At 34.1% G+C, this 22,728-nt stretch carries 18 protein-coding genes; 9 read left to right on the top strand and 9 right to left on the bottom strand.

The features are described 5' to 3' along the window. Positions 1–7: 7 nt before the first annotated feature. A complete protein-coding gene (locus ABD963_RS01520; RefSeq protein WP_345275172.1) occupies positions 8–979 on the bottom strand; it encodes an NAD-dependent epimerase/dehydratase family protein in 972 nt (323 codons plus the stop codon). A gap of 165 nt (positions 980–1,144) precedes the next feature. Between ABD963_RS01520 and ABD963_RS01525 the strand changes: the two genes are divergently transcribed. Next, complete coding sequence (locus ABD963_RS01525; protein WP_345275173.1) at positions 1,145–1,666, top strand: hypothetical protein; 522 nt, start codon at positions 1,145–1,147, stop codon at positions 1,664–1,666. 73 nt (positions 1,667–1,739) lie between these two features. Here the strand turns inward: ABD963_RS01525 and ABD963_RS01530 are convergent, their stop codons facing one another. Beyond that, positions 1,740–2,453, bottom strand: coding sequence for a tetratricopeptide repeat protein (locus ABD963_RS01530; protein WP_345275174.1), 714 nt, complete (start codon positions 2,451–2,453; stop codon positions 1,740–1,742). A 191-nt stretch (positions 2,454–2,644) separates the two neighbouring features. Between ABD963_RS01530 and ABD963_RS01535 the strand changes: the two genes are divergently transcribed. Then, entirely contained in the window at positions 2,645–3,112 is a 468-nt protein-coding gene (locus ABD963_RS01535; RefSeq protein ID WP_345275175.1) for a CBS domain-containing protein, read from the top strand. A 1-nt stretch (position 3,113) separates the two neighbouring features. Here ABD963_RS01535 and ABD963_RS01540 read toward each other — a convergent pair whose 3' ends face one another. Further along, the gene (locus ABD963_RS01540) at positions 3,114–3,815 is read right to left on the bottom strand and encodes a hypothetical protein (RefSeq protein WP_345275176.1); all 702 of its coding nucleotides are present in this window, start codon (positions 3,813–3,815) and stop codon (positions 3,114–3,116) included. Between the two features lie 59 nt (positions 3,816–3,874). Beyond that, the gene (locus ABD963_RS01545; RefSeq protein ID WP_345275177.1) at positions 3,875–4,222 is read right to left on the bottom strand and encodes a hypothetical protein; all 348 of its coding nucleotides are present in this window, start codon (positions 4,220–4,222) and stop codon (positions 3,875–3,877) included. A 192-nt stretch (positions 4,223–4,414) separates the two neighbouring features. Here ABD963_RS01545 and ABD963_RS01550 point away from each other — a divergent pair, with 192 nt between their 5' ends. The 3 genes from ABD963_RS01550 to ABD963_RS01560 all read left to right on the top strand — a co-directional run bounded on the left by ABD963_RS01550 (position 4,415) and on the right by ABD963_RS01560 (position 9,087). After that, positions 4,415–4,747, top strand: coding sequence for a single-stranded DNA-binding protein (locus ABD963_RS01550; protein ID WP_345275178.1), 333 nt, complete (start codon positions 4,415–4,417; stop codon positions 4,745–4,747). A 268-nt stretch (positions 4,748–5,015) separates the two neighbouring features. Further along, positions 5,016–7,604 carry a phosphoenolpyruvate carboxylase gene (locus ABD963_RS01555; RefSeq protein WP_345275179.1) on the top strand — a complete coding sequence of 863 codons (2,589 nt, stop codon included), beginning with the start codon at positions 5,016–5,018 and terminating at the stop codon, positions 7,602–7,604. Positions 7,605–7,671: 67 nt separating this feature from the next. After that, positions 7,672–9,087 carry an amidohydrolase family protein gene (locus tag ABD963_RS01560; RefSeq protein ID WP_345275180.1) on the top strand — a complete coding sequence of 472 codons (1,416 nt, stop codon included), beginning with the start codon at positions 7,672–7,674 and terminating at the stop codon, positions 9,085–9,087. 88 nt (positions 9,088–9,175) lie between these two features. Here the strand turns inward: ABD963_RS01560 and ABD963_RS01565 are convergent, their stop codons facing one another. The 4 genes from ABD963_RS01565 to ABD963_RS01580 all read right to left on the bottom strand — a co-directional run bounded on the left by ABD963_RS01565 (position 9,176) and on the right by ABD963_RS01580 (position 13,369). Then, a complete protein-coding gene (locus ABD963_RS01565; RefSeq protein ID WP_345275181.1) occupies positions 9,176–10,408 on the bottom strand; it encodes an ammonium transporter in 1,233 nt (410 codons plus the stop codon). Positions 10,409–10,434: 26 nt separating this feature from the next. Beyond that, positions 10,435–10,773, bottom strand: coding sequence for a P-II family nitrogen regulator (locus ABD963_RS01570; RefSeq protein ID WP_345275182.1), 339 nt, complete (start codon positions 10,771–10,773; stop codon positions 10,435–10,437). A gap of 189 nt (positions 10,774–10,962) precedes the next feature. Then, positions 10,963–12,249 (bottom strand): ammonium transporter, encoded by a 1,287-nt coding sequence (locus ABD963_RS01575; protein ID WP_345275183.1) that lies wholly within the window; start codon positions 12,247–12,249, stop codon positions 10,963–10,965. Positions 12,250–12,334: 85 nt separating this feature from the next. Beyond that, positions 12,335–13,369, bottom strand: coding sequence for a porin (locus tag ABD963_RS01580; protein ID WP_345275184.1), 1,035 nt, complete (start codon positions 13,367–13,369; stop codon positions 12,335–12,337). A gap of 465 nt (positions 13,370–13,834) precedes the next feature. Between ABD963_RS01580 and gltB the strand changes: the two genes are divergently transcribed. Both gltB and ABD963_RS01590 read left to right on the top strand, forming a co-directional pair. Further along, complete coding sequence (gene gltB, locus ABD963_RS01585; RefSeq protein WP_345275185.1) at positions 13,835–18,349, top strand: glutamate synthase large subunit; 4,515 nt, start codon at positions 13,835–13,837, stop codon at positions 18,347–18,349. A 4-nt stretch (positions 18,350–18,353) separates the two neighbouring features. After that, positions 18,354–19,817 (top strand): glutamate synthase subunit beta, encoded by a 1,464-nt coding sequence (locus ABD963_RS01590; protein WP_345275186.1) that lies wholly within the window; start codon positions 18,354–18,356, stop codon positions 19,815–19,817. Positions 19,818–19,868: 51 nt separating this feature from the next. Here ABD963_RS01590 and fbp read toward each other — a convergent pair whose 3' ends face one another. After that, positions 19,869–20,873 (bottom strand): class 1 fructose-bisphosphatase, encoded by a 1,005-nt coding sequence (gene fbp, locus ABD963_RS01595; protein WP_345275187.1) that lies wholly within the window; start codon positions 20,871–20,873, stop codon positions 19,869–19,871. A gap of 117 nt (positions 20,874–20,990) precedes the next feature. Here fbp and ABD963_RS01600 point away from each other — a divergent pair, with 117 nt between their 5' ends. Both ABD963_RS01600 and ABD963_RS01605 read left to right on the top strand, forming a co-directional pair. Next, positions 20,991–21,470, top strand: a complete 480-nt coding sequence (locus tag ABD963_RS01600) for a GNAT family N-acetyltransferase (protein WP_345275188.1) — start codon at positions 20,991–20,993, stop codon at positions 21,468–21,470. A gap of 1 nt (position 21,471) precedes the next feature. Continuing rightward, positions 21,472–22,722, top strand: a complete 1,251-nt coding sequence (locus ABD963_RS01605; RefSeq protein ID WP_345275189.1) for an aspartate kinase — start codon at positions 21,472–21,474, stop codon at positions 22,720–22,722. Positions 22,723–22,728: the final 6 nt, after the last annotated feature.

Below are 22,728 nucleotides of genomic sequence, written 5' to 3' on the forward strand. Positions count from 1 at the left end.
TATACAATTAATTGTTTTTCTTTAGAATTTGGTTGTACTTTTTATCCAACTCTAAAAGCATTTCTTTAGTAATACCCTCCAATGAGAATTTATGCTTCCATTTCCAATCTTGCCTTGCATAAGAATCATTGATACTTTTTGGCCAAGTATTGGCAATATCTTGCCTGTAATCTGGTTCATATTTTATTTCAAAATCTGGTATGTATTTTTTTATGGACTCTGCAACTTCTTTAGGCGTAAAACTTATGGCTGCCAAATTGTAGGATGATCTTATTTTGATGTCTTCAGAGTTAGCACTCATAATATCAACGGTTGCATTAATGGCATCGTCCATAAACATCATAGGGAGTTTGGTGTCTTCCTTTAAAAAACAATTGTAAAATTTGTTTTTTATTGCTTCGTGGTAAATTTCAACTGCATAATCGGTAGTGCCACCACCAGGTAAAGTTTTCCAACTTATGATGCCAGGATAACGCAAACTGCGAACATCCACGTCGTATTTATTAAAGTAATATTCACACCATCGCTCACCTACTTGCTTGGTTATTCCGTAAACAGTTGAAGGTTCCATAATGGTATATTGTGGCGTATAATCTTTAGGAGTGGTGGGGCCAAAAACCGCAATACTTGAAGGCCAAAATACTTTTTTTATGAATTTTGCACGTGCTAAGTTCAATACATGAAACAAGGATGTCATGTTCAAATCCCAAGCTTTCATCGGGTATTTTTCACCAGTGGCACTTAACATAGCGGCCATTAAATACACGGTGTCAACATCATGCTTTTCAACACAAATTTTAACACTGGCATAATCTTGTGCATCAACAATTTCAAAAATTCCCGAATTAACAATATCAGGATTACTGTAACTAATATCACTGGCAATAACATTATTATCTCCATAGATATTTCGTAACTTAAATGTTAATTCCGAACCTATTTGCCCACAAGCACCAATTATCAATATTTTAGAGCTCATTAAAATCCTTCTTTATAAAAATTTTTTAAAAATAATAAGATTATATTGATAATATGATATTTTGAAAGTCAAATGTTTTTCAATTTGATAGTTTTATGTTTCAATCCAAAAAATGAAGTAATACTCATATCTTTGCAAGTGAATGTTAGTATCACTAAAAACTCAATGATTATTAAAATATTAAGTGCAGTAGGTTTATTAATGCTGTTGGTTTCATGTAAAAAAAATCAAGAAACCTCAACTTCAATGGACAATTCAGAATATCTACAAAATCAAAATATTACCGAGCAAGATATTGCAAAGTTAAAGTATACTGACTATATATTGGATAGTAAAACGGAAGAGGTGATTAAAGATTGGCAAGAATATTACCAACTCCAAGATGTTATAAATAATGTAAAGAAAGCCGATTTAAGTTTTTTTAACAACAATGAAGAAAATATTAAAAGCATACCTGAAAAGTTAAAAGAAAGCATACCTGAAGAATTGAATTCTGAAAGTATACTCGCAAGGCTTTTGGTTTTGGAAACCAAATTGTTTAAACTCGAGAGCTTGTCTAACCTCTCAACCACAAGCAAAGAAGAACTTTTAAACACGATTAAGGAGTTCTTAGTGGCCTTTTCTCATGTTAACTTTCAAATGAACAAAAAAGTTGAATTTGATAGTAGAACTATAGAAAAACCATAGAATAGATATGTCCGTAAAATAAATAAGGCTTGGGTTTTGCCCAAGCCTTATTGTTATAATTTACTAAAATTATTTAATTTTTTGGCTGAGCAGCTTGCGCTTGTGCCGCTTGTTTTTGTCTTAACAACTCCGATTTTGTCAATTGAATTAAGCTGAAATTGGGTGATAATTTTAAAGTAGCATCTAATATATCAACCGCAGCATCAATATTAGCTTTTTTATCTTTATTGTAAACCGTCAATGCATTTAAATACATAAATGCTGATTTCAAAGGCACTTCATAAGGTTGTTGCGTTTCGTAAAACGCCTTTTTCATATCATCTTTAGCATTGGCTAATCCATAATTAATATGCTTTTCTGCCTCAGCAATTTTTTGAGTTTGTAAATTAAGTTCAGCCAATTCATATGCTATTAAAGCATTGGGATTTCTTTTGAACATTTCCTCAAAAAGCCCAATGGCCATTTCAGGTTGTTTAACCGCCTTTAACGATACCGCTTTTACCTCAACAGCGATATCTGAGTCGGTTGGAACCCTTTCGTAACCAATGGTATTAATAGCTTGTACATATTTACCTTCACTCATGTAAATGTAAGCCAAAGTATCTTGTCTTGCTTGAGAAGGTTCTAACACATTAAGATGGGTCATGGCATTAATAATGCCTTGAATATCACCTTGTACTTTCATTTGATTGTAATAAGCTTCGTAATGCTTAAGTAATTCTGAGTTAGTCTGTGCACTCATCATAAAACCACATACCAATAAAGCTAATCCAAATATTTTTTTCATCTGTTTTTAAATTTATTTTTAGTGCGCCAAAACTATAAAAAATTGACATTTAATCTATTAAAAGAATGCTAATTATTTTTATTTTAATCATACAATGATTAAACCGCGCCCTTTTAACAAGGCAATAAACCAATAATTTTTCGGAAGAATTAAAAAAAATAAGTATATTAGGTTTACTAAACTAAACAATTATGGGAATTAAAAGTTTTTTAGCCTCGAGAAAAAATCAGCAAAAGGTTACTGCAGATGTACCTTTGAAGGTTAGTGATTATATGACCACGAAACTTATAACTTTTAAATCTGAAGAACAAATTGAAAAAGTTATCGATTCTTTAATAAAGCATAGAATTTCTGGCGGTCCGGTGGTTAATGAAAAAAATGAATTAATTGGCATCATATCTGAAGGTGATTGCATCAAACAAATTAATGAAAGCCGTTACCATAATTTACCTATGGAAAATAATACCGTTGAGAAATGTATGGTGAAAAATGTTGAAACCATTGATGGGAATATGAATATTTTTGATGCCGCTAGTAAGTTTTTAGAATCGAAACGAAGACGCTTTCCTATAGTGGAAAATGGTAAATTGGTTGGTCAAATAAGTCAAAAAGATATTTTAAAGGCTGCCATGAAACTAAAAGGCCATACTTGGAGATAATTCACCACCCTCTATCAAGGGGTTTCATAGCGCCTGGGTAATCTGTAATAATCAATTTATGATTTTTGTTGCTTTCTAATGCTGCAATTTTAGAAAAACTATATCCTTCAATCGGCTCTTTCAAAATTTTCCATTTGGCAATCCCCGCAACTGTAATAGTTTCGCCTATTTCTATAATTCGTTCGCTATATTTTAAGGTTTTATTAAACCCAAGCCAATTTTCACTTTTAATGCCAAAATCATCCAAAACCTTTTTAAATTCTGGTGAAGGATCCTTAAATGACCCCGACTTAATATTTTTATCTTCAACCATGTAACTCACATAATTACGGTTTTCTCTTGAGGGTTTAATCATAACCAATTCGCCATTCTGCTCAAGAAAAAAGTCTTGCATATCCTCTTTTTTAACAAGGGTTTTCCAATGCGAACTTTTGCCTGAACTAACCCTTTGCTTAACCTCAAAAATATAAGCAACGCATTTTCGTTTACTTAGAGGTGCCAAAAAAGGTTGCGATACTTTTAAAACTTTGCCTGAAACTTTAGTTAATTCATCCGTTCTAAATTGAGTGATGCGCTTATGCTTAATTTTAGAAAGCTTCCTAAGTATGATGTTTTTATCATTAAAATATGTAATGGTAAAGATTAATAAACCAAAAGCTAGAACTATTAAAATTGGAATAAGAAATTCGAAATTTTGAGACATCTACAATAAAAAACTTTTACAATGAGTATTTACTTTTCCTAAAATGTTACTATTACAGATTACTCTCTTTTAACCAAGGCATAATATTCATCTTCTAGAGGCAAATAACCTTGATCATACACAAAATAATAAACAGTTCCAGCCTTGGTAATATAAGTACTTGTATAAAAATTGAAATCAAACCCATGTTGAATCAATTTACTTCTAGTAGTTTTGGTTTTTTGATTGGGGTTCAACGTTTCAAGAATGCGCCAATTTTTCCGCAATCTATTGTTGATATTCCTGATAAGATTTTTAGAATCTTTATTAATGGTATTGTTATAAGCATTTCGGCAATAATCGCTACAGAATTTTTTATCGCTTCTACCAATAAGCTTTTCGCCGCATTCTAGACAAGTTTTGCTCATTATTGAATTTTCATCAAAGTTAAAAAATTCAATAATAATATACAACTAAAACGATTTAAACGACTACAAATATTTACAAACGAACACAAATGTTTACTAACCGATTATAATTTTGAAACCACCACATCTTTGCAGTGTCGAAACATAAGAACTCGATAGTATTAACTGTTTAACGATTAAAAATTTAAAATTATGAACACACTTAGAAACAAAGTACAGTTGATTGGTAACTTAGGAAACGATCCGGAAATCATCAATTTAGAATCAGGAAAAACATTAGCAAAATTTAATATTGCCACCAATGAGAGTTACACCAATAATAAAGGTGAAAAAGTAACAGACACTCAGTGGCACAATGTAGTGGCTTGGGGAAAAACAGCTCAAATTATTGAAAAATATGTCACTAAAGGTAAAGAAGTGGCCATTGAGGGTAAATTAACTTCTAGAAGCTACGACGATAAAGACGGAAACAAGCGCTACATAACCGAAGTGGTCTGTAGCGAACTACTTATGTTGGGTAAATAACACTTCATTTAAAGGGCGGTTTAAAACCGCCCTTTTCTTTACCGTAATTTCACATCCATCAAATAAAAATGGGCTTGTTAACAAATCTAAATCTAAGTCCATGAATAGTGCGGTTCGTAATTGTAAAAAATTTATTTAATATCTGTTTTTTTTAATTATTCTCAATTAGAATTCATCAAAGCAAAAAAATCAATAAAACTTTATTTATAATACCTTCTTTAATTTAAGCTTTACTACATTTATGATTAATTTTCAATAGAACGTCACTATGTCTGTAGAGCCAAAATTAACACGATTTAAACAAAATGTTTTGTCTAAATACCAAATATACAACAGTATATTTATGACATTACCTTTTGATGCTATTACTAAAACTGGTGTATTATTGCCTTTATTTCATGAAACTTGTAAAAAAGGATTTGCAAATGGTGACAACCCGACTACCATCGTTGATACGTTTTTCAAAAAATACCAAGCTCGTCGTACAAAAGAAAGCCAAATAAATTTACTCTTTAGATTTATTCAATATATAGAACGACAAGTGGTTTTGTTTGATGCTATTGAAGATGCCGCTTTCCCAATCGTGAACAACATGGAAGGTATTGGTACATTAAGAAACCTAAAAGAATCTGCCACTTCAGAAAATAAACTTGAAGAACTACAAAATTATCTGGAGGAATTTAAAGTTCGTATTGTTTTAACAGCGCATCCAACCCAATTTTATCCAGGTTCTGTTTTAGGCATCATTACCGATTTAACAGAAGCTATAAAAGATAACGACTTATCAAAAATAAACAATCTATTTGGGCAATTAGGTAAAACGCCATTTTTCAAAAGAGAAAAACCCACACCTTATGATGAAGCTATAAGTTTAATATGGTATTTAGAAAATGTGTTTTATAAATCGTTTGGAGAAATATATAATTACATTCAACAAAACATTTATGATGACGGTAAAAAGCATAACGAAATTATTAATATAGGATTTTGGCCAGGTGGAGACCGTGACGGTAACCCATTTGTAAAACCAGATACCACACTTAAAGTAGCTGCCAAATTAAAACAGGCCATTTTAAAGAAGTATTATGCAGATCTGAAGAATTTAAGACGAAAATTATCTTTTAGAGGCGTTGAAGATCGTGTAATTAGGCTAGAAACCATTCTTTATAACTATAGTATTAATCTGGACTATCCTGAGGCCATTTCTTCAAAAGAGCTTATTCGGGAATTACTAAGTATTAGAAATGTTGTTGTTGAACAACATCAATCTCTTTATGTAAACGACATAAATAACCTTATAAACAGAGTTCATATGTTTGGTTATTATTTTGCAACCTTGGATATACGTCAAGATAGCAGGATTCATCACTCTGTTTTCACAACCGTTATTGATTACTTAATTAAAACGAAAAATTCCTCATTCCCAGATAATTACCATGATTTATCAGAAGCAGAACAAATAGAAATTCTATCAAAAGCCAATGATAATATTCCTGATTTAGAAGTGTTTGAAGATGAAATGGTTTACAATACATTAAAAACCATATCGATAATAAAGGATATACAAGCCAGTAATGGCGAACGAGGAGCCAACCGCTACATCATTAGTAACAACCAAACGGCTCTGAACGTGATGCAATTATTCGCTATGTTAAAAATAATGGCATTTAAAGATGAATTAACGGTTGATATTGGGCCTTTATTTGAAACTATTACCGATTTGGAAAATGCACCAAGCGTTATGGAACAGCTATATACCAACCCTGAGTATATGGCACATTTAAGAAAAAGAGGCAGCAAACAAACTATTATGCTGGGCTTCTCAGATGGCACTAAAGATGGTGGCTATTTAATGGCAAACTGGGGTATTTACAAAGCTAAGGAATTGCTCACTGAAATGTCTAGAAAATATGACATTACCGCCATATTTTTTGATGGTCGAGGAGGCCCACCAGCTCGTGGTGGTGGAAAAACACACCAATTTTACGCTTCCTTAGGACCAACCATAGAAGACAAAGAAGTTCAACTTACCATTCAAGGGCAGACTATTAGTTCTAATTTTGGAACTTTGGAATCCTCTCAATATAACTTGGAACAATTGATAAGTTCTGGAATTAAAAACAGAATAGGTAGCGAAAAAAACAAAATGTCCGATGAAGACAGAATTGTAATGAATGATTTAGCTGAAACTAGCTACCAAGTTTATAAAGACTTCAAAAGTCATCCTATGTTTATTCCCTATTTAGAGCGTATGAGTACTTTAAAATACTATGCCAAAACCAACATCGGGAGCAGACCATCAAAACGAGGAAATTCAGATAAATTAGTTTTTTCTGATTTAAGAGCCATCCCGTTTGTGGGTTCTTGGAGTCAATTAAAACAAAATGTTCCAGGATTTTTTGGTGTTGGTACAGCACTAAAGCAATATGAAGAAAGGGGTGATTTTTATAAAGTAGAACAGCTTTACAAGAATTCCAAATTCTTCAAAACCTTGCTTGAAAACAGTATGATGTCTTTAACGAAATCTTTCTTCGACCTAACAAAATATATGTCTGAGGATGAAGAATTTGGTGAATTCTGGAATATTATTTTTACAGAATACACTACAACCAAAAATTTATTACTAAAACTTACAGGCTACCAAGAATTAATGGAAAATGAACCGGCTGGTAAAGCCTCTATAGAGGTAAGGGAATCCATTGTTTTGCCATTGCTTACCATTCAACAATATGCTCTTAAAAAAATTCAAGAACTACAAAAACAAGGCGTTAATGAAAGTGATGAACTTAAAGTTTTTGAAAAAATAGTAACCAGATCGCTATTTGGGAATATAAATGCTAGTAGAAATTCAGCCTAGTTTTTTTTACCTGATTTTACATTAATATTTGTTACCTTCATAATCTAGCATTAATGAATAAAATATTATGAAAGATCTATTCCCATTATTAATACTTTGCTTAGTATCATTATTATCCTTTGGACAAGTTTCTCTTTCTAAAGAAACCCAATCCTATGTTTCTCATGCCAGAGGAAACTATGTCTTACAAAATTTAACCATTGTTGACGGTAAAGGCAACCTCCCTAAAATTGATCAAGATATTATCATAAAAGGGGATATCATTGAGGCTATAGGTAAGGATTTGCCCATTCCTAAAAATTACAAAGTAATAAACATGGCAGGCAAAAGTGCCATTCCAGGAATGGTAATGTTACATGAACATCTTTTCTACCCAAAAGCTACACCCGGTGGTTTTGGTGTAAATCAAATGAGCTACTCTTTTCCAAAATTATATTTGGCAGGGGGCATTACAACTATGCGAACCGCAGGCAGTATCATGCCACAGGCGGATATTAATCTTAAAAATTTTATTGAAAAGGGAATGATTCCTGGTCCTAAAATGGATGTAACCAGCCCCTTTTTAGATAGAGAAGGCACTGGACTTATTGAATTAACACCTCTAAAATCGACCAAACAAGCAGTAGATGCCGTCAATTTTTATGCAGACATGGGCGCTACTTCTTTTAAAGTCTATAATTTTATTACAAAAGAAGATTTAAAAGCCATTGTCGATGCTGCCCACAAAAGGGGTTTAAAAGTTACTGGACATTTATGCTCAATTACTTATGAAGAAGCTGCCGATATCGGCATTGATAATTTAGAGCATGGTTTTTATGCCAGCAGTGATTTTATTACTGATAAGGAACCTGATGCTTGTGAACCCTTCAAACAATCAAAATCTTTATTGGAATTACCTGTTGACTCTGAAGAAATGACTAATCTTATCAACCATTTGGTAAGTAAAAAAGTGGCTTTAACATCAACAATAAACGTTTTTGAACCTTATACAAATAGAGAAATTGTTCCAGGTGGTGGTATTGATGCCTTATATACAGATGCTAAAGAAAAGGTTTATAAAAGATGGGCCAGCAAACAAGGCAGAGACTCACTTGATTACGTGATGTTTAATAAATCAAAAGTATGGGAAAAAGCATTCCATGATGCTGGTGGATTATTAGTTGCTGGCACTGATCCAACCTATGATGGCAGAATTGTAGCCGGTTACGCCAATATGCGGTTATTGGAATTGTTTGTGGAAATGGGTTTTACCATCCCTGAGGCTATAAAAATATGTACCCTTAATGGGGCCAAATATTTAGAACAAGATAAAACCATTGGAACATTAGAGCCATCAAAAACAGCAGATATCATTATTTTAAATGAAGATATAAGTCAGGATATTAGAGCTATACGATCTATTGAAATTACATTTAAAAATGGTATTGGATACGATTCCAAAAAACTCTTTAAAGCAGCTGATGGTATTGTAGGTATTAGATAAACGCGCTTTCAAAAGTTTTGATAAAATAAAAAGGATGCCTTATGTTTTAAGGCATCCTTTTTTTCAACACTAACTAATATATTATATTTTAATGTTCATTCAATCTAAAATCTGGATAGGCGTCCATACCATGCTCGTGGGCATCTAATCCTTCTATTTCTTCTTTTTCAGAAACTCTTATTCCAATAGTTTTCTTCAAGGTAAATATGATAATAAATGCGGTTACTATACAAAATACAGCATAAGAACCTACACCAATTAACTGGCTGATAAATTGATCTACTCCTGCTAATTCACCAAAAATCCCAACAGCTAAGGTCCCCCAAATACCACAAACTAGGTGAACTGCAATAGCTCCAACAGGATCATCTAACCTTAAACTATCAATAAATCTTACAGCTAACACAATAATTACACCTGCAACAGCTCCAATAATAATGGCATCCGTAGGACTCATTTGGTCTGCTCCAGCGGTAATACCAACCAAACCTCCTAAAATACCATTTAAGAACATGGTTAAATCTAAATTTTTATACATCGCTGTTGATACCAACATAGCAACTACACCTCCTGCTGCTGCGGCTAAACACGTTGTTACCAAAACCAATGAGGTTAATCCTGGATCTGCAGAAAGTACTGAGCCACCATTAAAACCAAACCAACCTAACCATAGTACTAAAACTCCAGCAGTTGCCAAAGGAATGTTGTGACCTGGAATCGCTTGTGGTTTTCCATCTTTAAACTTTCCAATTCTTGAGCCTAATAACCAAACCGCTATTATAGCTGCCCATCCGCCAACTGAATGCACCAATGTAGAACCTGCAAAATCATAAAAAGGGGTTTCTAGAGTTTGTAAAAAGCCCCCGCCCCATTTCCAAGAACCCGCTATGGGATAAACCAATCCAACATAAAAAATAGTAAAAATCATAAAGGGTACAATTTTCATACGTTCAGCTACCGCACCAGACACAATTGTTGCAGCAGTAGCAGCAAACATACCTTGAAAAAGGAAATCGGTCCAATAGGTATAGCCTTCATTATAAGTTAAATCCAAAGCCCCTTCGGCAGTAAGTGGCGAATCCAATCCAATACCTGCAAAACCAAGAAAACCATTAAATTCACCTGGATACATTAAGTTAAAACCAACTAAGCAATATAAAAGCAGCCCAATGGTAATAATAAAAATGTTTTTAAAAAGTATATTGATTGTGTTTTTTTGACGTGTTAATCCAATTTCTAAAAATGCAAAACCTAAGTGCATGAAAAAAACTAGAGCTGTACAGATCATCATCCATACATTGTTTGTTGTTAATAATTCCATAATAATTATTTAGTTTTTGATGGTTATTATTTTAAAGTGTCGCCACCTTTTTCTCCTGTTCTAATTCGGTAACATTCCTTTATTTCCGATACGAAAATTTTACCATCCCCGACATCGCCAGTTGCAGCTGAGTTAAGAATTGCTTGAATGGTAATTTCCTCAAAATCATCATTTACAACAATAGATAAATATCGTCGCTGTATATCGCTCGTACTATAAGAAACGCCTCGATAAACATGACCTTCCTTTTCGTTTCCTAAACCGGTTACATCCCAATAGGAAAAGAAATTAACGCCCACGCTATGTAACGCCTCTTTAACTTCACGATACTTTGATTTTCTGATAATTGCTTCAATTTTTTTCATAATTCATTATCTTAATTGTATTATTTAGTTGGTTAAAATAGAAAATAATTCAGTGTTCGAAAAACATATAGATTATTTATGCCTTTTTCTTATTAATTTTTGAAAATTTAAAAAGATGCCTTAAAAATTAAGGCATCTTTTAGATAATTTTATATTTAAAATTTTATGATTTGAAATATTGTTTTACAATTATTCCATTTCTCTTTGTCTCTTACCAGGATACGCGATGGTACCATGTTCTGAAATATCAAGACCTGCTATTTCTTCTTCTTCAGTAACTCTTAATCCTCCGAAAGCTTTCTTAATAATAAATAAGAATATAAATGATAATAACAGTGCCCAAACAGCATAAGCTAAAACCCCAATGGCTTGTGCACCTAATTGAGCAGCACCTCCACCGTTGAATAAACCAATTCCCGTATCACCGTCAACACCCCAAAGACCTATAACTAAAGTTCCCCAAGCACCAGCAACGCCATGTACAGAAATAGCCCCTACAGCATCATCAATTTTTAATGTTTTCTCTATGAATCCAATAGAAAGTACAACAAGGATACCTCCTAATAAACCTGCTAATACAGCACCTCCTTCAGTCATGTTACCACATCCAGCAGTAATACTTACAAGACCAGCAAGCGCACCATTTAAAGTCATTCCTAAATTTGGTTTACCATTCTTAATCCAAGTAAATAATAATCCACCTAAGGCACCAGCAGCAGCAGCTAAGTTAGTTACCAAAACAACTTGAGAAGCAGCAGTAGCATCATCACCACCCCATGCTAGTTGAGAACCACCGTTAAAACCAAACCATCCTAACCAAAGAATAAATACCCCCAAAGTAGCGTACATTTGGTTATGACCATGCATTTCAACTGGCTTACCATCAAGGTATTTTCCAATTCTTGGACCTACCATCCAAGCAGCAACTAAAGCAGCCCATCCACCCACAGAGTGAACAATTGAAGATCCAGCGAAATCTATAAATTCTGCAGGCATAATTCCATCTGTGTTGTTTAACCAACCACCATTCCATTCCCAACCACCAGCGATAGGGTAAATGATAGCAGTTAATACAATACTAAAAATAGCATAGGTAGTATATTTTGTTCTTCCAGCTATGGCTCCAGAAACAATAGTTGCAGCCGTTGCAGCAAATACCGTTTGAAAGAATAAATCGGCTGCTCCTTGTGAGAAGATAAAACCTCCCCAGTGGAACCAACCTCCACCCATATCTGAGCCATACATTAAAGAATATCCAACAAACCAGAAGGCTAAAGAACCAACTGCTATGTCTAAGAAATTCTTCATAGCGATGTTAACCGCGTTTTTAGAATCTGTCATACCAGATTCTACTAAGAAAAATCCTGCTTGCATAAAGAATACTAGGATACCAGAAATAAGCATCCACATCATTCCCATATCGCCTTCAACAGCGGCAGTATCTTGAATAAAAAGTGACATATTTAATATTGACATAATAAATAGTTTTTAATGGTTAGTAATTAATTAATTTTTTAGAAAGAAATGCCCGTTCAATTTCTCGAACGGGCATAATATATGTTTAGAATGAGTAGATTGCGGCTAAAACAAAAGACCCTAAGCTTTTTGTTCCAGCTAAATCATTGTCAATAAACGCTTCTTCTGAAGCACTATCCAATCTAATCTCTGGTTTAATAGTTAAATTGTCGATTGCTAAACTACCTGTTAATGTTAATGCAAATACAGAACCATCGCCATCGGCATCATAGCCTCCAATAGCTCCTGCTCCAAATTCTGTCTCTGTAAAATATTCACCTCTTAATCCAATGGTAAAAGAATCAGAAGTAGATAATTGAGGATATAAAGCTACACCTGCAAATGAGCCAGCATCTTCTATATCTAGATAAGCGGCATTGATACCTAAGAAGAAATCATCAGATAAATCAAATCCACCTGTAAAATCAATTTCAGTGAAAGAAGGATCTAATAAAAAGTTTAAAAACTGACCTGAATATCCAAGTTGAGCCCCAAAGGCGTAGTCTCCTGTTGAGTTAAACTCTGTAAAATCAGTATCGTTCATAACAGCCAACATTAAACTAAAATCATCACTTAAAGCTATATCAGCTTTTAAACCTGTATGGCTGAAAGGTCCGTAAGAGAATAAATAAGATGTACTGTAGTTAAAGTTAGCAGTTGGAGAAATTACCTCATAACCTAAAAAGGTATTAAAGTTACCCATGGTTAATGTTACAGACTCACTTACATTCCAGTAAGCATAAAGTTGGTTTACTATATTAGATGAAGCATAAAAAGGATCTGCTTGCGGGGAATTAAAGACTGCATCTGCACCTCTTGGTCCAAATACTAAATCAGCAACAAAACCTACTTTTTCTCCTTCATAGCCTAAAACTACATTAGCCATACCCAAAGCAAAGCCAGGTAAATTAGCGAAGGAAGATCCAGGAGCAATAGCATTTTCATCGTTTGGAGCCGTAAAGTTAGCTCTGTAATAAGCATCAATGCTACCACTTACAGTAAATGAAGGTTTAGTTTCCTCTTCTTGTGCAAATAAACTACATGCTATAAAGAACATTGAAAGTGTAATTAATTTTCTCATAATTGTTTTCATTTAAGTTATTAAATTTTTTAGTTAATTTTCATTAAGAACGGCGTAAAACTATGTGAAAAACTTTTAACCCCCATAAAAAATAGGGCTATTTAAATCACTTTTATCAATATTCTAATTTTTACCCTATTTTTTTAGGGGTATTTGTATTATTTATTGTTTTTTTGAATTTTCGACAAATTAAATATTTGAATAATCATCAGTTTTTTTTTAATTTTCATGCTATTATTTTTGAAAAAATCATGTTTTAATACTATTTATTCATATATCTATACATATTACTATAGTTTTTTGAATTGAGTATTTAATAAAAAAAGTGTTTAATATTGATATTTAAATATTTTTTTCAAGACTTCGCTTCTAAAATCGAAATAATGAATTAGCCCTTATTGTTATTCAAATACTAGTACATATCTTTACGTTTCAACTTAAATTTTAATCCAATAATTGTTGATTATGCTGAAGAAACAAGGACTGTATTTACCTGAATTTGAACATGAAAATTGTGGTGCTGGTTTTATTTGTAACCTTAAAGGAGAGAAAACAAACCAAATTATTCATGATGCCCTAGAAATTTTGGTAAAATTGGAGCACCGAGGCGGTGTAAGTGCTGATGGAAAAACAGGTGATGGCGCAGGTTTATTAATTGATATCCCTCACGAATACTTTCAAAGAGTTTGTAATTTCACCATTCCTCAACCCAGAGAATATGCTGTTGGTATGGTTTTTTTACCTAAAATCAAAAACCAATATGAATTTTGTAAAAATATCTTTGAAAAAGAAATAAAAACTCAAGGGCTTACAGTTTTGGGATGGCGAAAAGTACCTGTAGATTCTTCACATCTAGGTGAAATTGCTAAAGCATCAGAACCCATTATAGAGCAAATATTTGTGGGTAAAACCGACACCATAGATGAAGGTACTTTTAAAGCAAAGCTCTACGCAGCTCGGAAAATTACCGAACATGAAATAAGAAACTCCAAAATTTCTGAAAGCAGCTATTTTTATTTGCCTAGTTTATCGACTACAACCCTCATATATAAGGGTATAATTATGCCTGAAGATATAGGTCCATACTATACTGATTTACAACAAATAGATTTGGTAACCCGTTTAGCCTTGGTACATCAGCGTTTTTCAACCAACACTATGCCAACATGGGAATTGGCCCAACCTTTCCGTTTTATGTGTCAAAATGGTGAAATAAATACTCTTCGTGGCAATGTAAGCAGGATGCGTGTTCGAGAGGAAATTATGAAAAGTGACGTATTTGGGCCTCAAATAGAGAAGTTGTTCCCAATAATTCTTCCAGGAAAATCTGATTCCGCATCCATGGATATGGTGGTTGAATTATTAACACATACCGGAAGATCATTACCTGAAATCATGATGATGATGATTCCTGAAGCCTGGGAAAAACACGCTACCATGTCGCCAGAAAGAAAGGCTTTTTACGAATATAATGCATGCATTATGGAACCTTGGGATGGCCCGGCTTCAGTGCCATTTACAGATGGAGATTACATTGGTGCTTTATTAGACAGGAATGGTTTAAGACCTTCTAGATATACCGTAACCAAAAGTGGCAAATTAATTATGTCCTCAGAAATTGGTGTGGTCGATATCGCTCCAGAAGACATTTTAAGCCATGGTCGTTTAGAACCTGGAAAGATGTTTTTGGTAGATATGAATGAAGGACGAATCATTAAAGATGAAGAAATTAAGAGCAAAATTGTTTCGGAAAGACCTTATAAAGAATGGCTCGACAAAACGCGTTTGCATTTAAGAGATGTACCTTACACCAACACTACATGCCCCATTGAAACTATTGATATAAAAACAAGACAACGATTATTTAACTATACGTTTGAAGACATACAAGAAGTTATAACCCCAATGGCACTTGATGGCAAAGAGGCTTTGGGCTCTATGGGAATCGATACCCCGCTTGCAGTTTTATCAGACAGACCACAGCTTATTTCAAACTACTTTAAACAATTATTTGCGCAAGTTACCAACCCTCCATTGGACGGTATTCGTGAAGAAATTGTAACCGATATTGCATTAAATCTAGGAAAAGACAGAAATATTTTCAGCATTACCGAAAGACAATGTAGAAAACTACGCATTCAAAATCCTGTGATATCAAACGATGATTTAGAAAAGATACGAACGATAAATATTGATGGTTTCAAAGCAGAAACTATTCAAATTTTATATCCTAAATCGCAAGGACTTAATGGTCTGGAAGATGCCTTAGAAGATATTATTGTTCAAACCACAAAGGCTTTGGAGCGCGGAACTAACATTATCATCCTTTCAGATAGAGGTGTTAATCAAGATTTTGCGCCAATTCCTGCTTTACTAGCCTGTTCTTACGTAAATCATCAAATGAACCGTTTACGTAAACGTTCTTATTTTGATATCATTATAGAATCTGCCGAACCAAGGGAGCCACACCATTTTGCAACATTGTTTGGTTATGGAGCAAGTGCCATCAACCCGTATATGGTTAATGAAATTATTAGAATGCAGGTTACAGAAGGTTTTATAACCAATATGGATGAACAAAAAGCGGTTGATAACTTCAACAAGGCCATAGGAAAGGGCATCTTAAAAATCATGAATAAAATTGGAATCTCTACCCTACACTCTTACAGAGGTTCCCAAATTTTTGAAATTGTTGGTTTTAACTCACAATTTGTAGAAAAATATTTCCCATACACTGCTTCAAGAATTGAAGGTATAGGTCTTTATGAAATAGAAAAAGAAATTAATGAACGCTATAAGCAAGCTTATCCTGACAATCAGATTGACAAGAAATTAGGCTTAAATATTGGTGGCGATTATAGATGGCGACGAAATGGTGAAAGACATCTGTTTAACCCAACTACGGTTGCAAAACTTCAACAGGCTGTTAGGTTAAGTGATCAAAACGCTTATGATGTTTACTCGAAAGCCATAAACGAACAAGCGGAAAATTTAATGACCATTCGTGGATTATTTGAATTTGATAATTTAGACCCTATTCCAATAGATGAAGTAGAACCTTGGACAGAAATTGTAAAGCGTTTCAAAACGGGAGCCATGTCATACGGTTCTATTTCTCGTGAAGCACATGAAAATCTCGCTATAGCCATGAACCGAATTGGTGGAAAATCCAATTCTGGTGAAGGTGGTGAAGACAGAAGACGCTTCCATCCAGACACCAACGGTGATAGTCGAAACTCGGCTATTAAACAAGTTGCTTCTGGACGCTTTGGAGTTACTTCACATTATCTAACAAATGCTAGGGAAATTCAAATAAAAATGGCACAAGGTGCAAAACCAGGTGAAGGTGGTCAATTACCAGGATACAAAGTATTGCCTTGGATTGCTGCTGCTCGAAACTCTACGCCTTTTGTAGGATTAATTTCGCCTCCGCCACATCACGACATTTATTCTATTGAAGATTTAGCACAACTGATTTTTGATTTAAAAAATGCCAATCGTGAAGCTAGAATTAATGTGAAATTAGTTTCTGAGGTGGGTGTTGGTACTATTGCAGCTGGTGTTGCCAAAGCCAAAGCCGATGTGGTACTTATTTCAGGATATGACGGTGGTACAGGAGCTTCTCCCTTAACCTCATTAAAACATGCTGGTTTACCATGGGAACTTGGTTTAGCAGAAGCACAGCAAACCTTGGTTTTAAACAATTTAAGAAGTAGAATCGTTGTTGAGTGCGACGGACAATTAAAAACAGGTCGTGATGTAGCCATCGCAGCATTATTAGGAGCTGAAGAATTTGGTTTTGCAACAGCACCTCTGGTAGCCTCAGGCTGCATTATGATGCGAAAGTGTCATTTAAACACCTGCCCTGTAGGTGTAGCCACTCAAGACAAAGAACTGCGTAAAAACTTTAAAGGTACACCAGAGCACGTTATCAATTTCTTCTATTATATAGCTGAAGAATTAAGAAGTATTATGGCGCAATTAGGCTTCAGAACTCTTGGAGAGATGGTGGGACAAACTCATAAAATCAATGCTAATAAAGCTATAAAGCACTACAAAGCTAAAGGATTAGACTTGTCGAGTATTTTACACAGGCCTTCGGCTTACAAGCAAATGATTGTAAAAAATACCGAAAAACAAGATCATAATTTAGATGGTGTTTTGGATTTTACCATTTTAAAAGACTCACATAGAGCCTTATACAGAAAGGAAAAAATGACATTGCAATACCCCATTAGAAATATAAATAGAACCGTTGGAGCTATTGTAAGTAATGAAATTTCAAAAATTTATGGCCATTTAGGACTGCCTGAAGACACTTTAAATATTAATTTTAATGGCTCGGCGGGTCAAAGTTTCGGTGCTTTTGGGGCACATGGCTTAACCTTTACACTTGAAGGAAATACTAACGACTATTTGGGTAAAGGATTATCTGGTGCAAAGCTTATTATAAAAAAACCAACGAAAGCAGATTTTGTAGCTGAAGAGAACATCATTGTTGGTAATGTTTGTTTATTTGGAGCCGTTCATGGTCAAGCATTCATAAATGGTATAGCAGGTGAACGTTTTGCCGTACGAAACTCAGGAGCTACTGCCGTAGTGGAAGGGGTAGGAGACCATTGTTGTGAATATATGACAGGTGGAAAAGTAGTGGTTCTTGGTAAGACAGGCAGAAACTTTGCGGCTGGTATGAGTGGTGGTATTGCTTATGTTTACGATCCTGAAAATAAATTTGTTAATGGATTATGTAATACCGAGACCATTGAATTTGAAGAGGTTTTAGGAGAAGACGCTTCAGATTTAAAAGCCTTAATTGAAAAACATAAATTATATACAGATAGTAAACTCGCTACTAGATTGTTGGACAATTGGGATGAAAGTTTAAGAAACTTCATAAAAGTGATGCCTACAGAGTATAAACGTGCCTTAAAACGTTTAGAAACCGAAGAACCAATGGTAGAGGAATTAACAATAGCATAATGTCATGGGAAAAGTAACAGGATTTAAAGAGTTTGAAAGACAAGATGAAAAATACACTCCCGTAGAGGAACGTGTAAAACATTATAAGGAATTTACAGTACCCTTAAGCGAGGAAGAAATCACAAAACAAGGATCTCGATGTATGGACTGCGGCATTCCTTTTTGTCATAGTGGTTGCCCATTGGGGAATTTAATCCCGGATTTCAACCATATGGTACATCAGGGCGAATGGCAAAAAGCTTCATGGATATTGCATTCTACCAATAATTTCCCGGAATTTACTGGCCGATTATGTCCTGCACCTTGTGAAAAAGCTTGTGTTCTAGGACTTATTGAAGACCCAATCTCCATAGAAAATATAGAAAAAAATATTGTAGAGCGTGCTTTTAAAGAAGGTTGGATTAAACCACAACCTCCAAAAATTAGAACGGATAAAACGGTTGCTGTAATAGGTTCTGGACCAGCAGGTTTAGCAGCTGCACAGCAATTAAACAGAGCTGGTCATACTGTAACTGTTTTTGAACGCGATGATGAAATTGGTGGGTTATTACGCTACGGTATCCCTAATTTTAAAATGGAAAAAGAAATTATCGACCGTCGTTTAGTCATTTTAAAAGCGGAAGGTATTACTTTTAAAACCAATGTGAATGTTGGTGTAAATTACGATGTTAAAGAATTGAAAAAATTCGACGCCGTTGTATTATGCGGTGGCGCTACTGAAAGACGTAGTTTACCAACTCCCGGAATAGATGCGGACGGTGTGGTTCAAGCCATGGATTTTTTAACACAACAAACCAAAGTGTTGTTTGGTAAAAAGGTCGAAAATCAAGTTTTAGCAACCGATAAGCATGTGATAGTCATTGGTGGTGGAGACACGGGATCTGATTGTGTTGGTACATCCAACCGTCATGGAGCAAAATCCGTAGTGAATTTTGAAATCATGCCAAAACCTCCTGGACATCGTTCTCCAACGACACCATGGCCCTATTGGCCACTACAGCTTAAAACATCTTCATCACATGAAGAAGGTGTTGAGCGCAACTGGTTAATCAATACTAAGGAATTTATAACTGATGAGAATAACAAATTAACCGCTTTAAAAACCGTTAATGTAGAGTGGAAAATGGTTCCCGGGGAACGCCCACAACTCATTGAAATTGAAGGTACCGAAAAAATATGGCCTTGTGATTTAGCACTGTTAGCACTAGGATTTACAGGTCCAGAAAATACTTTAGCAAACAAATTAGGTGTCCAAACAGATGCACGCTCTAATTATAAAGCGGAATACGGTAAATACCAAACTAATATTCCCAATATTTTTACAGCTGGTGATATGCGCAGGGGACAGTCCCTAATTGTTTGGGCCATTTCTGAAGGAAGAGAAGCCGCTAGACAAGTGGATATATACTTAATGGGTAAATCTGATTTACCTTCAAAAGATATTGCTGGTGATTTGATAGGGATGTAAAATCAAAATAATTTTAATAAAAAATGCGAACTTTTCAGTTCGCATTTTTTATTAAGAATTTCGCATAAATTCCTCACATTTTTCAACCATATTTTTACTTCCACAAATAAATGGCACACGTTGATGGAGCTCGGTAGGTTCAATATCCATAATTCTTGTAAAACCATCACTGGCTTTTCCATTGGCTTGTTCTGCTAAAAAGGCCATAGGATTACACTCATACAACAATCTCAATTTACCCTTTGGATTTTTAGACCCCTGTGGATACATATAGATACCTCCTTTAATCATGTTCCTATGAAAATCAGAAACCAAAGAACCAATATATCTAGATGTGTAAGGTCTATCCTCTTCTTCTTTTTGACAATATTTAATATAATTTTTAATCCCTTGAGGAAAATCAAAGTAATTACCTTCATTAACCGAGTAAATACTTCCATCTACTGGAAACTGCATATTAGGATGCGATAAATAAAACGATCCAATGGCAGGGTTTAAAGTGAAACCATTAACGCCATCTCCAGTGGTATAAACTAACATGGTTGATGTACCATAAACCACATAACCCGCAGCAACTTGTTTATTACCCTTTTGTAAAAAATCTTCAAGGGTTACTGGTGTTCCAACAGGGGTAACACGTCTATATATTGAAAAAATAGTACCCACCGATACATTAACATCGATATTTGACGAGCCATCCAATGGGTCAATTAAAACAATATATTTGTTCTGATGGTTTTCATCTTGACTATTTATTGATATAAAATCATCTTCTTCCTCACTGGCTATGCCACAAACTATATTTCTATTAGTCAGGGTTTGAATAAACTTATTGTTAGCATAAACATCTAACTTTTGTTGATCCTCACCTTGAATATTTGTGTCTCCAGCTGCACCTATTATATCAACTAAACCAGCTTTATTAACCTCGTGATTTACTACTTTGGCAGCCAAACGAATGGAATTTATTAAGCTTGACAACTCTCCTGATGAATACTTAAAAGACGCCTGGTTTTCAATAATAAATTCTCCTAAAGTTTGTTTTTTGTGAGTCATTAACCTGTAGATTTGTTTATACAAATTAACATTATTTTTTAACAAACTACAACGTTTTAGACCTAGATTAAGTAATTATTCAACTTTAAACTATATTTGGTTTAATTTTTAAGAAATATGAAATTTACAATTAGAAAATCGAAAGAATCTGATATGCCACAAGTTCTTAAATTAATCAAGGAGCTTGCAAAATTTGAGAAAGAACCAGATGCTGTTGAAGTTACTGTAGAAGATTTGAAAAATGATGGATTTGGAGAACACCCTGCTTTTCATTGTTTTGTTGCAGAGGTAAACTCAAAAATTGAAGGTATCGCATTAACATTCCACAGATATTCAACTTGGAAAGGAAAAATAATACATTTAGAAGACTTGATAGTAAGTCAAGATATGCGGGGTTCTGGTTTGGGTACAGCGCTTTTAGATGAAGTAGTAAAATATGCCAAGAATTTGGGAGTAAGACGTATTAATTGGGAAGTCATAGATTGGAATGAACCTGCCATCACCTTTTATGAAAAAAAAGGAGCAAAAGTTTTACGTGATTGGGATGTGGTTTGGTTAGACGAAACTGGTATTAATAATTATATAGCAAATTTATAGTATGCAAGTATTTAAGTTTGGTGGTGCTTCGGTTAAAGACGCCAATGGCGTAAAAAACTTAGTTTCTGTAATAAAAAAAGTGGGTTATGAAAACACGCTTATCGTAGTGTCTGCTATGGGGAAAACGACCAATGCTCTAGAAGTGGTTATTAAAAATTATTTTGAAAACAAAACGGAATTGCAAAGTTCTCTGCAAGATGTAAAGAAATATCATAATGAAATTCTTTTGGAATTGTTTGACAATGAAAACCACCTTGTATTTAAAAAAGTAGCTGCCCTTTTCAATGAGTTAAATAGCTTTTTAAACACCAATAAATCTCCTGATTATAATTTTGTTTACGACCAAACCATCGGTTTTGGCGAACTGGTTTCTACCACCATAATCAGCGAGTATTTAAATACTATTGGATTAAAAAATAATTGGTTAGATGTTAGACATTTTATTAAAACCGATAGTTATTTTAGACGTGCCAATATCAATTGGGAAGACACCCAAAGTTTAATAACAAAAAACTTTAATACATCAACTTTAAACATAACACAAGGATTTATAGGTAGCGATACCAATAATTTTACAACAACACTAGGTAGAGAGGGAAGCGATTATACTGCTGCCATTTTCGCCTATTGCTTAAACGCCAACAGTGTAACTATTTGGAAAGATGTACCTGGAGTTTTAAATGCAGACCCCAGATATTTTGAAAACGCCAAACTTTTAAACAAAATATCATATACGGAGGCTATTGAGTTGGCGTTTTATGGTGCTTCAGTAATTCATCCAAAAACCTTACAACCTATACAGGGGAAAGAAATTCCGTTGTATGTGAAATCGTTTTTAAACCCAGAAGCATCCGGAACAAGAATAGGCAAAAATGTAGCCTTAGAACCTATGACACCATGCTTTATAGTAAAGAAAAATCAAGTATTGATTTCATTATCATCTCTGGATTTTTCATATATCGTTGAAGAAAACATTAGCGAGATTTTTAATCTTTTGCACCATTATAAAATGAAGGTTGATGTCATTCAAAATTCTGCCATCAGTTTTTCTGTGTGTGTCGATAATATTTACAATAACTTAGAGAAGTTATTACATCATCTAAAGGCAAAATTTAAAGTATCTTACAACGAAAATGTCTCGCTATATACGATTCGACATTATAATGAATCCGCCATTAATCAAATTGAAGCTGGTAAAACCGTATTATTAAAACAATTAACCCAAGAAACCGTTCAAGTAGTAACTAAATAAAACAAT

Origin of the sequence: Litoribaculum gwangyangense (assembly GCF_039543505.1) — a bacterium.
Lineage (GTDB): Bacteria > Bacteroidota > Bacteroidia > Flavobacteriales > Flavobacteriaceae > Litoribaculum > Litoribaculum gwangyangense.